Here is an 18,712-nt window from a genome sequence, read left to right as displayed (position 1 = left end):
AGCGTTAGGGAAACGCCCGGTTACATTCCGAACCCGGAAGCTAAGCCTTTCAGCGCCGATGGTACTGCAGGGGGGACCCTGTGGGAGAGTAGGACACCGCCGAACAATCTTTCAGGACCCCTGGTCCCAGCGTTCACGCTGGAACCAGGGGTCTTTTGTTTTTCCCCGAAATTCTTGAAACGCGCGCCGGTGCGCCGGCTGCGCGAGAATGACTGCAGTACCCGAAGACAGGAGTCACGTCGATGTCCACCAACTCTCCCGACCACCGTCCGGAGCGCGACCCGCGCCACCGGGACGGCGGCGACCGGGGCGGCTTCCGTGGTCCGCGCCGTGACGACAACCGCGGTGGTGGCTACCGCGGCGGCCGCGACGACCGCCCGCCCTTCCGCCGCGATGACCGTCAGGACGACCGTGGCGGTTTCCGTCGTGACGACCGTCGTGACGACAACCGTGGCGGTGGCTTCCGCCGCGATGACAACCGCGGTGGTGACAACCGCGGTGGTGGCTTCCGTCGTGACGACAGCCGTGGTGGCGACCGTCCGTCGTTCCGTCGTGATGACCGTCAGGACGACCGCGGTGGTTTCCGTGGTGGCGACCGTCGTGACGACAACCGTGGCGGTGGCTTCCGCCGCGATGACAACCGTGGTGGCGACCGCCCGTCGTTCCGTGGTGGCGACCGTCGTGACGACAGCCGTGGTGACAACCGCGGTGGTGGCTTCCGCCGCGATGACAACCGTGGTGGCGACCGTCCCCCGTTCCGTCGTGACGACCGTCGTGACGACAACCGCGGTGGCGGTTTCCGTCGTGATGACAGCCGTGGTGGCGACCGTCCGTCGTTCCGTCGTGATGACCGTCAGGACGACCGCGGTGGTTTCCGTGGTGGCGACCGTCGTGACGACAACCGTGGCGGTGGTTTCCGCCGCGATGACCGTCCGTCGTTCCGTCGCGATGACAACCGTGGTGGCGACCGTCCCCCGTTCCGCCGCGACGACCGTCGCGACGACCGTCGTGACGACAACCGCGGTGGTGGCTTCCGCCGTGATGACAGCCGTGGTGGCGACCGTCCGTCGTTCCGTCGCGACGACCGTCAGGACGACCGCGGTGGTTTCCGTGGTGGCGACCGTCGTGACGACAACCGTGGCGGTGGTTTCCGCCGCGATGACCGTCCGTCGTTCCGTCGTGACGACAACCGTGGTGGCGACCGTCCCCCGTTCCGTCGCGACGACCGTCAGGACGACCGCGGTGGCTTCCGTCGCGATGACCGTCGTGATGACAACCGTGGCGGTGGCTTCCGCCGTGACGACAGCCGTGGTGGCGACCGTCCGTCGTTCCGTCGTGATGACCGTCAGGACGACCGTGGCGGTTTCCGTCGTGACGACCGTCGTGATGACAACCGCGGTGGCGGTTTCCGTCGTGACGACCGTCGCGATGACAACCGTGGCGGTGGCTACCGGGGCCGTGACGACCGCCGGGACGACAACCGTGGCGGCGGATACCGGGGCCGGGACGACCGTTCCTCGTACCGCGGTGGCGACCGCCCCGACCGTGGCGGCGACCGTCCGCCGGTCAAGCGGCTGCCGATCCCCCCGGAGGTCACCGGTGAGGAGATCGACCCGGACGTACGCCAGGAGCTGATGAGCCTGCCCAAGACGCTGGCCGAGGACGTCGCCCGCAACCTGGTCATGGTCGCCCAGAACATCGACGAGGACCCGGAGAGGGCGTACGACTACTCCCGTGTCGCGCTGCGGCTCGCCTCCCGTGTCGCCGCCGTCCGCGAGGCCGCCGGCTTCGCCGCGTACGCGACGCAGAAGTACTCCGAGGCGCTGGCCGAGTTTCGGGCCGCGAAGCGGATGACCGGCGGTGTCGAGCTGTGGCCCGTCATGGCCGACTGCGAGCGCGGTCTCGGCCGGCCGGAGCGGGCGCTGGCGATGGCCGGTGAGCCCGAGGTGCAGAAGCTGGACAAGGCCGGGCAGGTCGAGATGCGGCTCGTCGCCGCCGGTGCCCGCCGGGACATGGACCAGCTCGACGCGGCCATCGTGACCCTGCAGAGCCCCGAGCTCGCCTCCAACGCCCACCACCCGTGGACCGCGCGACTGCGTTACGCCTACGCCGACGCGCTGCTCGCGGCCGGCCGTGAGGTCGAGGCGCGGGAGTGGTTCGCGAAGACGGCGGAGGCCGACAAGGACGGCTCCACGGACGCCTCCGACCGCCTCGCCGAGATGGACGGGGTCGAGTTCGTCGACGCGCTCGACGACTCGGAGGACGACGAGCAGGGCACCGACGCCGACCAGGCGGACGTGGTCGAGGCCGACGACGCCGACGAGGACGTCGACGCCGACTTCGATGAGGACGAGGACGAGGACGAGGACGACGCCGAGCCGGTCGTGAAGGCTGAGAAGGCCGACGACGCCGACAAGGCCGACGACAAGGCCTGATGGCCTGATGTCCCGTACGGGCACGCGTGCGTGAGCGTGTGAACGAGTGAAGGGCGGCACCCCCAGGGGTGCCGCCCTTCGCCGTTTCCGGAGGGTTTCGCCGGCTCAGTCGAGTGCCAGGCTCCGCAGCACCAGGCCCGTCGCCGGCTTCGGGCCGAAGGAGGTCGACTTGCGGGGCATCGTGACGCCCTGGCGGGCCAGGTCCCGGACGACCTCCTCCTTCACCGGGTGCATCAGGACCGCCGTACCGCCGCGCCGTTCGGCCTGGGCGACGGCGGCGGCCGCGTCGTGGATGTAGGAGATGTCCTCCGGGTCGTCCGGGATGTGCCACACGTGCTCCAGGAGGGTGGCGTGCAGGACCGTGGCGTCCAGGGTGCGCCAGGCCTCCGGGCGGTCGGTGCGGATGGTGCGGGCGAGCAGCTCCGGATCGGGCCGGTCCAGGAGGTGGAAGGCGCCGTCGCCGGCGAGGACGAAGGCGTTGCCTTCGGCGGTGGCGGCGGCGAGGGCCTCCTGGGCGGCGGACAGCGGCCCGTCGATCCGGGTGACGCGGAAGCCGTCGCCGAGCACGGCCAGGGCCTCGGCCACCGGCAGCCGCTGGAGCAGCCGGTGGATGGCGCGGACCCGCAGCGGATAGCGCGCGGTGTCGACGAGCAGCACCAGGCCGCGGCTCCAGGGGTCGCCGGCCGCGCCGTGTTCGTCGCGCAGCCGCAGATACGTCGCCCAGCGGTGGTGGCCGTCGGCGATGAGGGCCTGGTGGCGGGAGAGCTCGGTGGCGATGGCGGTGAGGTCGGCCGGGTTGGTGACCGCCCAGAGGCTGTGCCGGAAGCCGTCCTCGGTGGTCGTGGAGAGCAGGGGCTCGCGCTCGGCGACCCGGTCGACGACCGCGCCCGCCCCGTCGCCCTCGCCCCGGTAGGTGAGCAGCAGCGGATCGAGATTGGCGGCGGTGGAGCGCATGAGCGCGGCGCGGTCCGCGACGACGTGCGGCATGACGTCCTCGTGCGGCAGGACGATGCCGTCGGCCGGGTCGGAGAGTTCGAGGGCGCCGATCAGGCCGCGCTGGAGCAGACCGTCGCCGCGCTGCTCGTACACGTACAGGGCGGGCTCGGGGTCCGGGGCGAGGATGCCGTCGGCGAGCCAGCGGTCGAGGGTGACGGCCGCCTTGCGGTGCCGGGTGCCGGCGGTGATGGCCTGCGGGAGGATCAGCCGCACGATGTTGTGGGGGTCGGCGGACTCCAGGTGCAGCAGCCCGTCGGGCCGGACGACGACGTCGTACGGCGGGGAGGTCACGGCGGCCAGACTGCCGACGCGCTCGGGGACGTACCTGAGGCCCCGGAAGGGGCTCAGGCGGAGACCGGGGGCGCGGACGTCGTCGGCCGCGTGACCTGAGGTGTTCATCTCGACATCGTAGGCGGTGGGCATGCGCGATGATCGGGAGAGCGGGGATTTCGCACGACGATTTTGAGGAGTACATGACGATGGCGGGACAGGGTCGGGGACGGCGGGACAGGAACCGGCCGGGCGGCAGTGCGGTCGCCCTCGGCGAGGCGTACGACACGGCGCTGCTCGACCTGGACGGGGTCGTGTACTTCGCGGGCGGCAACGCCGTCCCGCACGCGGTGGACGCCCTGGGCGCGGCCCGGGCGGGCGGGATGCGGCTCGCGTACGTCACCAACAACGCCCTGCGCACCCCGGACGCGGTGGCGGCGCACCTGACGGAACTCGGGGTGCCGTCCGAGCCCTCCGACGTGATCACCTCGGCGCAGGCGGTGGCCCGGCTGATCGCCGACGAGGTGCCGCCCGGCTCGCGGATCCTGCTGATCGGCGGCGAGGGGCTGCGGGTGGCGCTGCGCGAGCGCGGTCTGGTGCCGGTGGAGTCGGCGGACGACGACCCGGTCGCGGTGGTGCAGGGGTACGGCGGGCCCGAGCTGCAGTGGGCGCGGTTCGCGGAGGCGAGTTACGCGGTGGGGCGCGGGCTGCCCTGGTACGCCTCGAACACGGACCGGACGATTCCGGGCGTGCGCGGGATCGCGCCGGGCAATGGCGCGGCGGTGGAGGTCGTCCGGATGGCCACGGGCGCGGAGCCGAGGGTGGCGGGCAAGCCGCTGCCGCCGATGCACCGGGAGACGGTGCTGCGGACCGGCGCCCGGCGGCCGCTGGTGGTCGGGGACCGGCTGGACACGGACATCGAGGGCGCGTTCAACGGGGAGGTGGACTCGCTGCTCGTCCTCACCGGGGTGACGGACGTGGCGCAGCTGCTCGCCGCGGTGCCCGAGCACCGGCCGACGTACGTGGCGGCCGACCTGCGCGGACTGCTCACGGCGCACCCCGGGGTGACGGAGGCCCAGGTGACGGAGGCCCAGGGCGCGGCCGGGGCGTTCGCGTGCGGCGGCTGGACGGCGTCGGTGGGCGGGGGAGTGCTGCTCCTCGACGGCGCGGGCGAGGACCTGGACCCGCTGGACGGGGTACGGGCGCTGTGTGCCGCCGCGTGGACCGAGGCCGGCGCCGGGGCGTGCGGGCTGGACGCGGGCAAGGCTCTGGAGCGGCTCGGGCTCGGGTGACGCGTGACGCGTGACGCGCGACCTGTGACGCCGTGACGCCTGGCGTGTGGGGTGGGGGTGCGGGCTGACGGGCGTATAGACGTACAGACATACAGACGTACGTGCGTGCAGACGTACGGATCCGGAGGCCGTACCCCCGCCATCGTGAACGCAGGGTAGGCTAACCTAACTTCGTGTTGGTCGAGAGTTCCTCCCGTACGAGCGCGGAGCCGGTTTCCCCTGCCCCGACGCCACCGCGCCGCGCCGCCCTGCGCGCCGCCGGACTGGTCGGGGCCGTCGGCGTCCTGCTGCTGGTCTGCGTCCTGAGCGTCATGATCGGCGCCAAGCCGGTGCCGCTCGCCGATGTCTGGCACGGCCTGTTCCACCCCACCGGGACCGGCAACGACATCGTCATCCGGGACGTCCGCGTCCCGCGCACCCTTCTCGGCCTGCTCGTCGGCCTCGCCCTCGGCCTGTCCGGCGCCGTCATGCAGGGCCTGACCCGCAATCCGCTCGCCGAGCCCGGTCTGCTCGGCGTCAACGCCGGCGCCGCCGCGGCCGTCGTGTCCGCGATCTCCTTCCTCGGCGTCACGGACGCCGACGCGTATGTGTGGTTCGCGTTCGCCGGCGCCGCCGTCGTCTCCGTCGTCGTGTACCTCCTCGGCGGCAGTCGCAGCGCCACCCCCGTACGCCTCGCGCTCGCCGGGACCGCGGCCACCGCCGCCCTGTACGGCTACGTCAACGCCGTACAGCTGCTCGACTCGGCGGCCCTGGACCGGCTGCGTTTCTGGACCGTCGGCTCGCTGGCCTCCGCCAATATGGACACCGTCGTCCGGGTCGCCCCCTTCATCCTCGTCGGCGCCGCCCTCGCGCTGCTCATCACGCGCCCCCTGAACGCCATGGAACTGGGCGACGACACCGCCCGCGCGCTGGGCGCGAACCTGAACCGCACCCGGATCGTCGCCATGGTGGCCGTCACCCTGATGTGCGGCGCGGCGACCGCCGCGTGCGGCCCGATCGTCTTCCTCGGCCTGATGGTCCCGTACCTGGTCCGCGCGCTCACCGGCCCCGACATGCGGTGGATCCTGCCGTACGCCGCCGTGCTCTCGCCGGCCCTGCTGCTCGGCGCGGACGTCGTCGGACGGGTCGTCACCCGGCCCGCCGAACTCCAGGTCGGCATCATGACCGCGCTCCTCGGCGGCCCCGTCTTCATCCACCTCGTCCGCCGCAAGAGGATGGCCCGGCTGTGACCACCAAGACCCTGCGGCTGCGCACCGGCGGCCTGTCCGTGCGGTACGCGCCGCGTACGCTCGTCTGCCTGCTCGGTCTGCTCCTCCTCGCCCTGGCCGCCGCGATCGTGCTCATCGGCAGCGGCGACTTCCCGGTCGCGCCCGGCGACGTGGTCGCCACCCTGTTCGGCGGCGGCACCGAGGTCCAGCGGTTCGCCGTCATGGAACTGCGGCTGCCGCGCGTCCTCGTCGCCGTCTTCACCGGCGCCGCGCTCGGCATCGGCGGCGCCGTCTTCCAGTCCCTCTCCCGCAACCCGCTCGGCAGCCCCGACGTGATCGGTTTCGGCCAGGGCTCCACCGTCGGCGCGCTCACCGTCATCGTCCTCTTCCAGGGCAGCGCGTGGGCGGCGGCCGGCGGCGCGGTCGTCGGCGGACTCGTCACCGGCGCCGTGATCTACCTGCTCGCCTGGAAGCGCGGGGTGCACGGCTACCGGCTCGTCCTCGTCGGCATCGGCGCCGCCGCGATGCTCACCGCCGTCATCCACTACCTCCTCACCAAGGCGCAGCTCGCCGACGCGACCCGTGCCGTGGTGTGGATGACCGGATCGCTCGACGGGCGCGACTGGGCCCAGTTCTGGCCGCTGTTCGGCGTCAGCTGTGTGCTGCTGCCGCTGCTCCTCGGGCAGGGGCGGGCGCTGCGGATGCTGGAGATGGGCGACGACGCCGCCCACGCGCTCGGGGTACGGGTCGAGCGGACCCGGCTCCTGCTGATGGGCGCGGCGGTGCTGCTCGTGGCGGTGGCCACGGCCGCCGCCGGACCGATCGTCTTCGTCTCGCTCAGCGCCCCGCAGCTGGCCCGCCGGCTGACCCGCGCGCCCGGGCCGAACCTGGCCGCCTCCGCCTGCATGGGAACGGCCCTGCTGCTCGTCGCCGACTGGACCGCCACGCACGCCTTCGGCGAGCGGCAGCTGCCGGTGGGTGTCGTCACGGGTGTCCTCGGCGGCTGCTACCTGCTGTGGCTGCTCGTCAGCGAACGGAAGGCGGGACGCATATGACCAACCGGAACATCGTCGACGGCAAGGACAAGGGCAAGGCAACCATGGGCAGGGACGGGCACGGGCACGGGAACGGGCGGGGACAAGGGCAGGGTCAGGGCCGGGGCCAGGGGGCTGAGCGGGAGTACGGGCAGGGGGCGGCGCGGCTCCGTGCCGACGGCGTCACGCTCGCGTACGACCAGCGGGTCATCGCCCGCGACCTGAGCGTCGAGATCCCCGACCGTTCCTTCACCGTGATCGTCGGCCCCAACGCCTGCGGCAAGTCCACCCTGCTGCGCGCCCTGTCGCGGATGCTGAAGCCGTCGCAGGGGCGGGTGCTCCTGGACGGGCAGGCCATCCATACGATGCCCGCGAAGAAGGTCGCCCGCACGCTCGGGCTGCTGCCTCAGTCCTCCCTCGCCCCGGACGGGATCACCGTCGCCGACCTCGTCGCCCGAGGCCGCTACCCGCACCAGGGACTGCTGCGCCAGTGGTCGCCCGAGGACGAGCGGATCGTCGAGGAGTCGATGGCCGCGACCGGGGTCGACGGGCTGGCCGGACGCTTCGTCGACGAGCTGTCCGGCGGCCAGCGCCAGCGGGTCTGGATCGCGATGGCCCTGGCCCAGCAGACCCCGCTGCTGCTGCTCGACGAGCCGACGACCTTCCTCGACATCCAGCACCAGATCGACGTCCTCGACCTGTGCGCCGAACTCCACGAGACGCAGGGCCGCACGCTTGTCGCGGTGCTCCACGACCTCAACCACGCGGCCCGGTACGCCACCCACCTCATCGCCTGCCGGGACGGCGAGGTCGTCGCCGAGGGCCCGCCCGGCGAGATCGTCACGGCCGCGCTCGTCGAGCACGTCTTCGGGCTGCGCTGCCAGGTCATCGAGGACCCGGAGACGGGGACCCCGCTCGTCGTCCCGGCCGCCCGCCGCGCGCGGGCGGAGCTGAAGGTCTGACCGAATGCGGTACGTCGGGAAACAGTGGATCCGGGGGACCGGTAGATCAGGCAGTCGGAAAGTCTGAGCCTTTACCTGAGCCTGAGAGTGAGACTCGGTCTCTTCGGTGAGGCGACAGCCGAGGGCGCGGTCGGGGGTGCGGTCGGGGGCGGCGGCCCCGACCGCCGTACCGTCCGTGAGGGAAGACCGCTCGCGCGGGAAGACTGTCCGAAAGTCCGCTTGGTACCGCGCGGCGCCCCGTGATCGTCGCCCTCGCCGCCGACCGTGCCCCGGCGCTTTCGCGATAGCGTCGGAGCATGAGCGACGCGACCCCCGAAGCCCCGCGCCCGGCGGAGCCCGCGCACCCGGACGGACGGGGCGAGGGCCCGTACGAGGCCGCCGGCGCCCCCGGCGAGGACCCCCACGAGGACCCCCGGGAAGACCCGTACGAGGCCGCCGGACCCGCGCCCCTCGGGGTCGGACGGACCCCCACCGGGCGGCCCGCCGTCGACGCGCTCCTCGACCGGCTCGCCGCCGCGGACCACCTCACGGCGGACGGACACCTCGGCGTGTACGAGGATGTACACCGGAGCCTGCGCGCCGAGCTGACCGCGCTCGACGCACCGCGGGCCCCCGCACCACCCCGTCCGTACGACAACAGGAGCTGAACCGAACGTGGCAGGACCGGCACGCCGCCGTCTGGACGCCGAGCTGGTACGGCGCAAGCTCGCGCGCTCGCGCGAGCACGCCAGCCAGCTGATCGCCGCGGGCCGGGTGACCGTCGGCAAGACCGTCGCCACCAAGCCCGCCACCCAGGTCGAGACCGCGGCGGCCATCGTCGTCGCCAGCGACGACAACGACCCCGACTACGTCTCGCGCGGCGGCCACAAGCTGGCCGGCGCCTTCGCGGCGTTCGTGCCGCTGGGCCTCGTCGTCGAAGGCCGGCGCGCGCTCGACGCGGGCGCCTCCACCGGCGGCTTCACCGACGTGCTGCTGCGCGCGGGTGCCGCCCAGGTCGTCGCCGTCGACGTCGGCTACGGGCAGCTGGCCTGGTCGCTGCAGAGCGACGAGCGGGTCGTCGTCAAGGACCGCACCAATGTGCGCGAGATGACCCTCGACGACATCGACGGCGTGCCCGCCGACCTCGTCGTCGGCGATCTCTCCTTCATCCCGCTCGGCCTCGTGCTGCCCGCGCTGGTCGCCTGCACCGCGCCCGACGCCGACCTGGTCCTCATGGTCAAGCCGCAGTTCGAGGTCGGCAAGGAACGGCTCGGCACCGGCGGGGTCGTGCGCAGCGCCGAGCTGCGCGCCGACGCCGTGAAGAACGTCGCCCGGCGGGCCGGCGAACTCGGGCTCGGTGTCCTCGGTGTCACCGCCAGCCCGCTGCCCGGCCCGTCCGGCAACGTCGAGTACTTTCTGTGGCTGCGGGCCGGGGGGCCCGCCCTCGATCCCGCGGACGTCGACCGCGCCGTGGCGGAAGGACCTCGTTGACCACATCCTCGAGCACATCCACCGAATACACCCCTGACACCGAATGCGTTCCTGACCCCGATCACGTCCCCGACGACGGCCGGGAGCGCGGCGAGCCGCACGGCCGTACCGTCTTCCTGCTCGCGCACACCGGCCGCCCGGCCGCCGTGCGCAGCGCCGAACTCGTCGTCCTCGGCCTGCTGCGCTGCGGCATCGGGGTCCGCGTGCTGGAGGCGGAGGCCGCCGACCTGCCGCTGCCGCCGTCCGTCGAGAGGGTGCCGGAGGGCTGCCCCGACGCGCTCGACGGCTGCGAACTCCTCGTCGTCCTCGGCGGCGACGGCACCCTGCTGCGCGGCGCCGAACTCTCCCGCGCCTCGGGCGTGCCGATGCTCGGCGTCAACCTGGGCCGGGTCGGTTTCCTCGCCGAGGCCGAGCGCGACGACCTCGACAAGGTCGTCGACCGGGTCGTCACCCGGGCGTACGAGGTCGAGGAGCGGATGACCCTCGACGTGGCCGTCTTCCAGAACGGCGACGTGCTGCACCGCGACTGGGCGCTCAACGAGGCCGCCGTGCAGAAGGTGTCCCCGGAGCGGATGCTGGAGGTCGTCCTCGCCATCGACGGCCGGCCGGTGACCGGCTTCGGCTGCGACGGGGTGATCTGCGCGACGCCGACCGGTTCGACCGCGTACGCCTTCTCGGCCGGCGGGCCGGTGATCTGGCCCGAGGTCGAGGCGCTGCTCATGGTGCCGATCGGGGCGCACGCCCTGTTCGCCAAGCCGCTCGTCACCACCCCCGAATCGGTCCTCGCGGTCGAGGTCGAACCGCACACCCCGCACGGTGTGCTGTGGTGCGACGGCCGCCGTACGGTCGAACTCCCGGCCGGAGCCCGGGTCGAGGTCCGGCGCGGTGCCGTCCCGGTCCGGCTGGCCCGGCTGCACCACGCCTCCTTCACCGACCGGCTGGTCGCGAAGTTCGCGCTGCCGGTCTCCGGCTGGCGGGGCGGCGCGCCCCGCTGACCTCGGGCGGTCTCGGCCGGTTCCCGGGCGGTTTCCGGTCGGGGTCTGGTCGGGGTCCGACCGGTCTCTGGTCGGTCTGCGGTCGGTGGGGCGGCGCGCCCCGCCGACCCCGGCCGGAATCCGCTGTTCCGGCGTGACCCTCCGGTCCGGCCCGGTCCGTGACCCTGCCGGAATCCGCCATTCCGCCGCGACCTCCCGGCCCACCCGGCCCCCGGCTCCGCCGGAACCCTTCGTTCCGGTGGGGCCGGTCAATCCGGCTCCACGTATCCGCGCCCGCCCCCGCCCCGCTCACCTGCGGTTTCACTGCCGGAGCGGGGCTGCGTGGCACCGGGGTGGGAAAACCTCGTATGGTCGGGGACGTGCTGGAGGAGATGCGGATACGGTCACTCGGAGTCATCGACGACGCGGTCGTCGAGCTGTCGCCCGGTTTCACCGCGGTGACGGGAGAGACCGGTGCGGGCAAGACCATGGTGGTGACCAGCCTGGGGCTGCTGCTCGGCGGGCGCGCCGACCCGGCCCTGGTGCGGATCGGCGCCGGGGCCGCCGTCGTCGAGGGCCGCATCGCGCTGCCCCCGGGCGCGCAGGCCGCCGCGCGCGCCGAGGAGGCGGGCGCCGCGCTGGACGAGGGCGCGCTCCTCGTCACCCGTACCGTCTCCGCCGAAGGCCGCTCCCGCGCCCATCTCGGCGGCCGGACCGTGCCCGTCGGGTTGCTGGCCGAACTCGCCGACGAACTCGTCGCCGTCCACGGCCAGACCGATCAGCAGGGTCTGCTCAAGCCCGCCCGGCAGCGCGGCGCGCTCGACCGGTACGCGGGCGAGGCGGTCGCCGGACCGCTGGCCGCGTACGGCGCGGCGTACCGGCGGCTGCGGGCCGTCACCACCGAACTGGACGAGATCACCACCCGGGCCCGGGAGCGGGCCCAGGAGGCCGATCTGCTGCGCTTCGGCCTCGGCGAGATCGAGGCGGTGGAGCCGCGCGCAGGGGAGGACACCGAGCTGGCCGCCGAGGCGGAGCGGCTCGGCCACGCCGAGGCCCTGGCCTCCGCCGCGGCCCTCGCGCACGCCGCGCTCGCCGGGCAGCCCGAGGACCCCGAGGCCGTGGACGCCACGACGCTCGTCGCGGGCGCCGGCCGGGCCCTGGAAGCCGTACGGTCGCACGACCCGGCGCTCGACGCGCTCGCCGAGCGGATGGGCGAGATCTCCATCCTGCTCGCCGACGTGGCCGGTGAACTCGCCGGATACGCCGACGACCTGGACGCCGACCCGCGCCGGCTCGCCGCCGTCGAGGAACGGCGCGCGGTGCTCACCCAGCTCACCCGGAAGTACGGCGAGGACATCGCCGCCGTCCTCGCCTGGGCGGAGCACAGCGCGTCCCGGCTCACGGAACTCGACGGCGACGACGAGCGGATCGACGAGCTGACCGCCGAGCGCGACCGGCTGCGCGACGAGCTGTCCGTACTCGCCCAGCTCCTCACCGACGCGCGGACGGAGGCGGCCGACCGGTTCGCCGGGGCCGTCACCGCCGAACTGGCCTCGCTCGCCATGCCGCACGCCCGGGTCTCCTTCGCTCTCGCGCAGACCGAGGACCCCGAGGGTGTCGAGGTGGGCGGCCGCCGGGTCGCCTACGGGCCGTCCGGCGCCGACGAGGTCGAACTGCTCCTCGCCCCGCACCCGGGCGCCCCGCCTCGGCCGATCGCCAAGGGTGCCTCGGGCGGCGAGCTGTCCCGGGTGATGCTGGCGGTCGAGGTCGTCTTCGCCGGGACGGACCCGGTGCCGACGTATCTCTTCGACGAGGTCGACGCGGGCGTCGGCGGCAAGGCGGCGGTCGAGATCGGCCGCCGGCTCGCCAAGCTGGCGAAGACCGCCCAGGTCGTCGTCGTCACCCACCTTCCGCAGGTGGCGGCCTTCGCCGACCGCCAGCTGCTCGTCGAGAAGACCCACGACGGCTCGGTCACCCGCTCCGGTGTCACCGTCCTGGAGGGCGAGGACCGGGTGCGCGAACTGTCCCGGATGCTCGCCGGGCAGGAGGACTCGGAGACCGCGCGGGCGCACGCCGAGGAACTGCTCGCCACGGCCCGGACGGCGGACGCCTGATGCGGCTCACGAAGGACCTCTCGACGCCGCTGTCGTCACCGCTCTCGATACCGTTCTCGACGGCGGGACTCGCGACACCGCTCGCGACAGGCATCTCGACAGGCATCTCGACAGGCGTCTCGGCGGGCCTCTCAGCGGGTCTCGCGACGCGGCTCGCGACGCGGATCTCCGGTGCGGGGCGGGCCGCCCGCTTCGCCGCCGCGTACGTGGGGACCCGTGCCGCGTACCGGGCGATGAGCCCTCGGCCGCCGGGCAACCCGGCGAGCTGGCAGCACGTCAACCACGCCGGCCGTACCGTCTCCGCGCTGGCCGGCGCCGCCGCGGCCGGCGGCACGGCCCTCGCCGCCCTCCCGGTGGCGCCTGCCGTGCTCGCCACCGCAGTCGGGGCCGTCTGTGGCCGGTACGACGATCTGCGCGGTGACGAACGGCGCGGGTTCCGGGCGCATCTGTCGGCGCTGCGGGGCGGCGAGGTGACGAGCGGGGCCGTCAAGCTGCTCGGTGTCGGCGCCGCCGGTCTGGTGGCCGGGGCACTGCTCAAGGAACGGCCGGTGGACAAGGTCCTCGCCGGAGTCGTCGTCGCGGGCACCGCGCATCTGGTCAACCTGGTCGACGTCCGTCCGGGGCGGGCCGGCCTGCTGGTCCTCGGACTCGGCGCGCCGGGTCTGCTGCGCGGCTCGCTCGCCGCCGCGCCGATGGGAGCCGCCGCCGCGGTCCTCGCCGACGACCTGGCCGGGCGCGGGATGCTCGGGGACATGGGCGCGCACGCGCTCGGGGCCGCCCTGGGCACCGCGATCGCCTCGGCCAACGGACGGTTCGGGCTCGCCGCGCACGCGGCCGGTCTGGTCGTGGCGGCGGCGTACGGAGACCGGATCAGTGAGGTCGCACGCACGCTCGATCTCACTCGTGTGAGTGAATCCGGGGTCTGAGTTACGGCCGTGGATACGGCCAGACCGCCTCTTCGGTGCCGGAACGCGCGTACGGGCTGGCATCCTTGAGCGCGTGACTCAGCTCCGTACGGTCCAAGTGCTGGGCGGTGGCAGCGCGGGAAGTGGCGCGCACGTCAGATCACTTGCCTCGGGGCTGGTGGCTCGGGGCGTGCGGGTGACCGTGTGCGCTCCGCCCGGACTCGACCATGTCTACGACTTCCTGGGCGCCGGTGCCGACGTCGTCCCGGTGCCGAGCGTGGCCGCCCTGCGCAACGCCTGCATCGGCGCCGACGTCGTGCACGCGCACGGCCTCAACGCCTCGGTGCGGGCCGCGCTCGCGCTGTCCGGCGGCCCCGAGCCCGGCACCCCGCTGGTGACCACCTGGCACACCCGCGGCCAGGCCGAGGGCGCCCGCGCCGGTCTCGTGCGGATCCTGGAACGAAGGACCGTACGCGCGGCGGCCGTCGTGCTCGGCACCTCCTCCGAACTCGTCGACCGGGCCCGGCGGCGCGGCGCCCGCGACGCCCGGCTCGCGCCGGTGACCATACCGGCCGCGCACGCCCCAGTCTGTCTGCGTGACGGCCGGGCGCGGGCCGAACTCGGCGCCGTGGAACGGCCGTTGCTGATCGCGGTCGGCGCGCTGCGGCCCGGGCGCGGCTACCGGACACTGCTCGACGCGGCCCGGCTGTGGCGGGACCTCGACCCGATGCCGCTCCTCGCCATCGCGGGGGAAGGGCCCGAACGGGCCGGGCTGCAGCGGCGGATCGAGACGGAGGACCTCCCCGTCCGGCTCCTCGGACGCCGCGACGACATCGCCGAACTCCTCGCCGCCGCCGACGTCGCCGTCCTGCCGTCCCGCTGGGAGGCCCGCTCGCTGCTCGCCCAGGAGGCGCTGCGGCTCGGGGTGCCGCTGGTCGCCACCGCCGTCGGCGGTGTCCCCGAGCTGGTGGGCGACGCGGCCGAACTCGTCCCGTACGGGGATTGCGAAGCGCTCGCCGACACCGTCCGCGGGCTCCTCGACGACGCCGACCGGCGGCTCGACCTGGCGGCGGCGGGGCGCGTCCAGGCGCGCGGCTGGCCGACGGAGGACGAGACGATCGCGCACGTGCTGAGCGTGTACGACGAGCTGACCGGGCGCTGAGGCCGGCGCCGTACGCGGGCCGATGCTTCGTACGGAGGTCCGGAGGTCCGGGTGCCCGAAGGCCCCGCGCCGGACCGGGCGGCCCGTGGGCCGGGCTCGGCCGTCGGCGCCGCGCGGCGGGACCGGGGCCGGCCCGGGGACGACCTCTCCGTCAGTTCGGTCAGTTCGTGTGCCGCCTGGCCCGCAGCGCCAGGCTGAGGGCCAGCACCGTCTGCGGGTCGTCCAGGTCCGTGCCGAGGAGTTCGGAGATCCGGGCCAGGCGGTTGTAGAGGGTCTGACGGTTGAGATGCAGCTCGCGGGCGGTCTCGGCCTTGCGGCCCGCGTGCGCCAGATACGTCTCCAGGGTGGGCAGCAGCGGCGGCCGCGAGGTGCGGTCGTGGTCGCGCAGCGGGCCGATCGCGCGGTCCACGAAGGCGGCGAGGTCCGGGTGGTCCCGCAGCCGCCACAGCAGCAGATCGGTGTCCAGGCGCCGCGCGTCGTACCACGGCCGGTCCGACAGGCCCTGGGCCGCCGTCGCCGTCTCGGCCGCGTGCCGCAGCCCCGCCGAGGCCGCCGCCCAGCCGCCCGCGACGCCCACCACGACGACCGGCGGGGCGACGCCCGCGCGTTCGAGACCGGCCCGCTCGACCCCGGCGCGCAGCGCCGCAGCGACCCGGTCCGCGACCGCCGTACGCTCCGACTCCGCGCGCAGCCCGAGGAGCAGCGGCACTCGGCCCTCCACCGGACGCACCCCGAGCAGCACCGGCACCCCGACGGCCCCGAGCTCCTCCAGGACGGCGCGGGCGAGCAGCGCCCAGTTGCCCGAGGCGGCGAGTTCCGGGGCGAGCCGCATCACGACCGGCAGCAGCGGGCCGTCGCCCGGCCGGAAGCCCAGCACCCGGGCCTGGGCGGGGGCGTTCTCGGCCGTGACCCGGCCCTCGGCGAGGTCGGTCAGGAAGTCGCCCCGGCCACGCGCCGCCAGCTCCTCCTCCTGCCGGGCCTGCATGAGGACGACGGCGAGCAGCCCGGCGGCCCGCTCGGCCGCCATCCGGTGCACCGGTGTCAGGGGGGAGGAGACGGCGAGCAGTACCAGCCGGGCGCGTACGGAGGACGCCCCCGGCCCGCCGCCCGGCACGTCCACGAGGACCGCGCCCGTCGGCGGCCCGGACTCGCGCGCCGCCCGCTGGCCGCGCAGCCCCTCCCACACCTGGAGCGGGTCGGCGGGCGCGGACCCGGTGCCCGCCGCGTACAGCAGCTGGCCGTCCGGGGTCTCCAGGAACACCGGATTGAGCGAGAAGTCCGCGAGGATCCGCAGCACCTGCGGCACGCCGCCGCCGTCGAGGAGTGCCTCGGTGCAGGTGCGGTGGACCTCCCCGGCCCGGCGCAGCAGGGCGTAGTGGCCGTTGACGATCTCGGTGTGGATCTCCTCCGTCACGACGACGAAGGCCACCTCGCGGTGCAGCTGGACCAGGGGCAGTCCGGCCGTCCTGGCCGCCTCGACGACGGTGGCCGGCAGCCGGGTGAACCGCGATCCCAGCTCCACCACGAGCGCGGCGATGCCCCGCTCCGCGAGCCGCCGCACGAAGGCCCGCTGCTCGGCCGGCCGGGTGCCGAGCCCGAGCCCGGTGGTGAGCAGCAGTTCGCCGCCCTTGAGCAGCGAGGCGATGTTCGGCGTCTCGCCCGCGTGCACCCAGCGCACCGTACGGTGCAGCCGGTCGGCGCCCGCCACGACCTCCGGAAGCCCGCCGCGCAGCCCGGGCAGCTCCAGCGCCCGCTGCACGGTGATCCCGCCCTGACTGTCCATGGAGCCGGACGCTACCTGTGGTTCGCTTCCGCGTCACGTCTCGGAATTGTCTCGACATGCGCAGGTCAGGCGTGGGTCCGCCGCAGTCCCGACCCGCGCCGGACGGTGGGAAAGGGGGCCGGAAGAGGTGTGGCGGGGGACTGGACACCTACCCCCGCCCCAGGCCCCCCGTCCCCGGCCCCCGCCGGTCAGCCCCCGTACGCCCCCGAAGCCGTCAGCCGCAGGGCCGTGTCGATCAGCGGGACGTGGCTGAAGGCCTGGGGGAAGTTGCCCACCTGGCGCTGGAGGCGGGCGTCCCATTCCTCCGCGAGCAGGCCCAGGTCGTTGCGGAGCGCCAGCAGCCGTTCGAAGAGCTTGCGGGCCTCGTCGACCCGGCCGATCATCGCCAGGTCGTCGGCCAGCCAGAACGAGCAGGCGAGGAACGCGCCCTCGTCGCCCTCCAGGCCGTCCACGCCGGCCTCCGCGCCGGCGGTCGGGTAGCGCAGGACGAAGCCGTCCTCCGTGGCGAGCTCGCGCTGGATCGCCTCGATCGTGCCGATGACCCGCTTGTCGTCCGGCGGCAGGAAGCCCATCTGCGGGATCAGCAGCAGCGAGGCGTCGAGCTCCCGCGAGCCGTACGACTGGGTGAAGGTGTTGCGCTCCGGGTCGTAGCCCTTCTCGCAGACGTCCCGGTGGATCTCGTCGCGCAGCGCCCGCCAGCGCTCCAGCGGGCCCTCGGCGTCGCCCGACTCGATCAGCTTGATCGTGCGGTCCACCGCCACCCAGGCCATCACCTTGGAGTGTGTGAAGTGGCGGCGCGGGCCGCGGACCTCCCAGATGCCCTCGTCGGGCTCGTTCCAGTGGGTCTCCAGGTACTTGATCAGCCGGACCTGGAGCGTGGAGGCGTAGTCGTTGCGGGACAGCCCGGTCATGTGCGCCAGGTGCAGGGCCTCGGTGACCTCGCCGTACACGTCGAGCTGGAGCTGGTCGGCCGCGCCGTTGCCGATCCGGACCGGGCCGGAGTTCTCGTACCCCGGCAGCCAGTCCAGCTCCGCCTCGCCGAGCTCCCGCTCGCCGGCGATGCCGTACATGATCTGGAGGTTCTCCGGGTCGCCCGCGACCGCGCGCAGCAGCCAGTCCCGCCAGGCGCGGGCCTCCTCGCGGTAGCCGGTGCGCAGCATGGAGGAGAGGGTGATCGCCGCGTCCCGCAGCCAGGTGTAGCGGTAGTCCCAGTTGCGGACGCCGCCGATCTCCTCCGGCAGGGAAGTGGTCGGCGCGGCGACGATGCCGCCGGTCGGCGCGTACGTGAGCGCCTTCAGCGTGATCAGCGAGCGGACCACCGCCTCCCGGTAGGGGCCGTGGTACGTGCACTGGGCGACCCACTCGTCCCAGAACTCGGCGGTCGCCTCCAGCGAGCCGTCCGGGTCCGGCAGCGGCGGCGCCTGAAGGTGCGAGGGCTGCCAGGAGAGGGTGAAGGCGATCTTCTCGCCCGGGGCGAGCGTGAAGTCCGAGTACGTGGTGAGGTCGCGGCCGTGGGTCTCGGCCTCCGTGTCGAACCACACCGAGTCGGGCCCGGCGACGGCCACCGTGCGGTCGCCGACCTTGTGCACCCACGGCACCACCCGCCCGTAGCTGAACCGCATCCGCAGCGAGGAGCGCACCGGCACCCGGCCGCTGACCCCCTCGACGACCCGGATCAGCTGCGGGGCGCCCGCGCGCGGCGGCATGAAGTCGGTCACCCGGACGGTGCCGCGCGGGGTGTCCCACTCCGATTCCAGGATGAGCGAGTCGCCCCGGTAGCGGCGCCGGTCGGCGGGGGCGGGGGGCGTCCCCTCGGCGCCCGCCGGGCCGATCCGCCAGAACCCGTGCTCCTCGGTGCCGAGCAGCCCGGCGAAGACGGCGTGCGAATCGAAGCGGGGCAGGCAGAGCCAGTCGACACTGCCGTCCCGGCAGACCAGGGCGGCGGTCTGCATGTCTCCGATGAGTGCGTAATCCTCGATGCGCCCGGCCACGTGCTTTCACTCCAGACAGAACGGCCACGTCCGTCGCCCCGCGGGGCGGGGAAGCCCAGCCAGGATCACGACGAGACGACCAAGACGGACCTGGGGTGACGACCAATGGGTGACAC

The 18,712-nt window shown here is 74.0% G+C and carries 14 protein-coding genes, 1 rRNA gene and 1 pseudogene; 13 read left to right on the top strand and 3 right to left on the bottom strand.

What is annotated here, in order from left to right; translation table 11 throughout:
- From rrf to ABZ990_RS30330, 3 genes and pseudogenes are all read left to right on the top strand, one after another.
- Positions 1 to 105 (top strand): 5S ribosomal RNA (gene rrf / locus ABZ990_RS30340); the annotation flags it as partial.
- A gap of 191 nt (positions 106 to 296) precedes the next feature.
- Positions 297 to 857, top strand: a pseudogene (locus ABZ990_RS30335) (hypothetical protein); the annotation flags it as partial.
- Positions 858 to 1,634: 777 nt separating this feature from the next.
- A complete protein-coding gene (locus tag ABZ990_RS30330) occupies positions 1,635 to 2,435 on the top strand; it encodes a hypothetical protein (RefSeq protein ID WP_361238545.1) in 801 nt (266 codons plus the stop codon).
- Between the two features lie 105 nt (positions 2,436 to 2,540).
- Here ABZ990_RS30330 and ABZ990_RS30325 read toward each other — a convergent pair whose 3' ends face one another.
- Positions 2,541 to 3,830 (bottom strand): DUF1015 domain-containing protein, encoded by a 1,290-nt coding sequence (locus tag ABZ990_RS30325; RefSeq protein ID WP_361238537.1) that lies wholly within the window; start codon positions 3,828 to 3,830, stop codon positions 2,541 to 2,543.
- Between the two features lie 74 nt (positions 3,831 to 3,904).
- On the opposite strand from ABZ990_RS30325, the gene ABZ990_RS30320 reads away from it, so the two are divergent.
- From ABZ990_RS30320 to ABZ990_RS30275, 10 genes are all read left to right on the top strand, one after another.
- Positions 3,905 to 4,993, top strand: coding sequence for an HAD hydrolase-like protein (locus ABZ990_RS30320; protein WP_361238534.1), 1,089 nt, complete (start codon positions 3,905 to 3,907; stop codon positions 4,991 to 4,993).
- A gap of 248 nt (positions 4,994 to 5,241) precedes the next feature.
- Positions 5,242 to 6,222 carry an iron chelate uptake ABC transporter family permease subunit gene (locus tag ABZ990_RS30315; protein WP_361238542.1) on the top strand — a complete coding sequence of 327 codons (981 nt, stop codon included), beginning with the start codon at positions 5,242 to 5,244 and terminating at the stop codon, positions 6,220 to 6,222.
- Positions 6,219 to 7,256 (top strand): iron chelate uptake ABC transporter family permease subunit, encoded by a 1,038-nt coding sequence (locus tag ABZ990_RS30310; RefSeq protein ID WP_361238531.1) that lies wholly within the window; start codon positions 6,219 to 6,221, stop codon positions 7,254 to 7,256. The genes ABZ990_RS30315 and ABZ990_RS30310 overlap by 4 nt, the downstream gene beginning before the upstream one ends.
- Positions 7,253 to 8,197, top strand: a complete 945-nt coding sequence (locus ABZ990_RS30305; RefSeq protein ID WP_361238528.1) for an ABC transporter ATP-binding protein — start codon at positions 7,253 to 7,255, stop codon at positions 8,195 to 8,197. The genes ABZ990_RS30310 and ABZ990_RS30305 overlap by 4 nt, the downstream gene beginning before the upstream one ends.
- A gap of 296 nt (positions 8,198 to 8,493) precedes the next feature.
- Positions 8,494 to 8,844 carry a hypothetical protein gene (locus ABZ990_RS30300; protein ID WP_361238525.1) on the top strand — a complete coding sequence of 117 codons (351 nt, stop codon included), beginning with the start codon at positions 8,494 to 8,496 and terminating at the stop codon, positions 8,842 to 8,844.
- Between the two features lie 7 nt (positions 8,845 to 8,851).
- Entirely contained in the window at positions 8,852 to 9,667 is an 816-nt protein-coding gene (locus ABZ990_RS30295; protein WP_361238523.1) for a TlyA family RNA methyltransferase, read from the top strand.
- On the top strand, positions 9,664 to 10,662 hold the full coding sequence (locus tag ABZ990_RS30290) for an NAD kinase (protein WP_361238520.1): 999 nt from the start codon (positions 9,664 to 9,666) through the stop codon (positions 10,660 to 10,662). Before ABZ990_RS30295 ends, ABZ990_RS30290 begins: the two co-directional genes overlap by 4 nt.
- 347 nt (positions 10,663 to 11,009) lie before the next feature.
- Complete coding sequence (gene recN / locus ABZ990_RS30285) at positions 11,010 to 12,755, top strand: DNA repair protein RecN (protein ID WP_361238516.1); 1,746 nt, start codon at positions 11,010 to 11,012, stop codon at positions 12,753 to 12,755.
- A 233-nt stretch (positions 12,756 to 12,988) separates the two neighbouring features.
- Positions 12,989 to 13,681, top strand: coding sequence for a hypothetical protein (locus ABZ990_RS30280; RefSeq protein WP_361238540.1), 693 nt, complete (start codon positions 12,989 to 12,991; stop codon positions 13,679 to 13,681).
- Between the two features lie 73 nt (positions 13,682 to 13,754).
- On the top strand, positions 13,755 to 14,822 hold the full coding sequence (locus ABZ990_RS30275) for a glycosyltransferase family 4 protein (RefSeq protein WP_361238513.1): 1,068 nt from the start codon (positions 13,755 to 13,757) through the stop codon (positions 14,820 to 14,822).
- A gap of 160 nt (positions 14,823 to 14,982) precedes the next feature.
- Here ABZ990_RS30275 and ABZ990_RS30270 read toward each other — a convergent pair whose 3' ends face one another.
- Positions 14,983 to 16,605 (bottom strand): PucR family transcriptional regulator, encoded by a 1,623-nt coding sequence (locus ABZ990_RS30270; RefSeq protein WP_361238510.1) that lies wholly within the window; start codon positions 16,603 to 16,605, stop codon positions 14,983 to 14,985.
- A 188-nt stretch (positions 16,606 to 16,793) separates the two neighbouring features.
- A complete protein-coding gene (locus ABZ990_RS30265; protein WP_361238507.1) occupies positions 16,794 to 18,596 on the bottom strand; it encodes a glycoside hydrolase family 15 protein in 1,803 nt (600 codons plus the stop codon).
- Positions 18,597 to 18,712: the final 116 nt, after the last annotated feature.

Origin of the sequence: Streptomyces sp. NPDC046203, assembly GCF_040646255.1 — a bacterium.
Taxonomy (GTDB): Bacteria; Actinomycetota; Actinomycetes; order Streptomycetales; family Streptomycetaceae; genus Streptomyces.
Note: the sequence above shows the minus strand (reverse complement) of the source record. Positions and strands in the feature narration are given on the sequence as shown.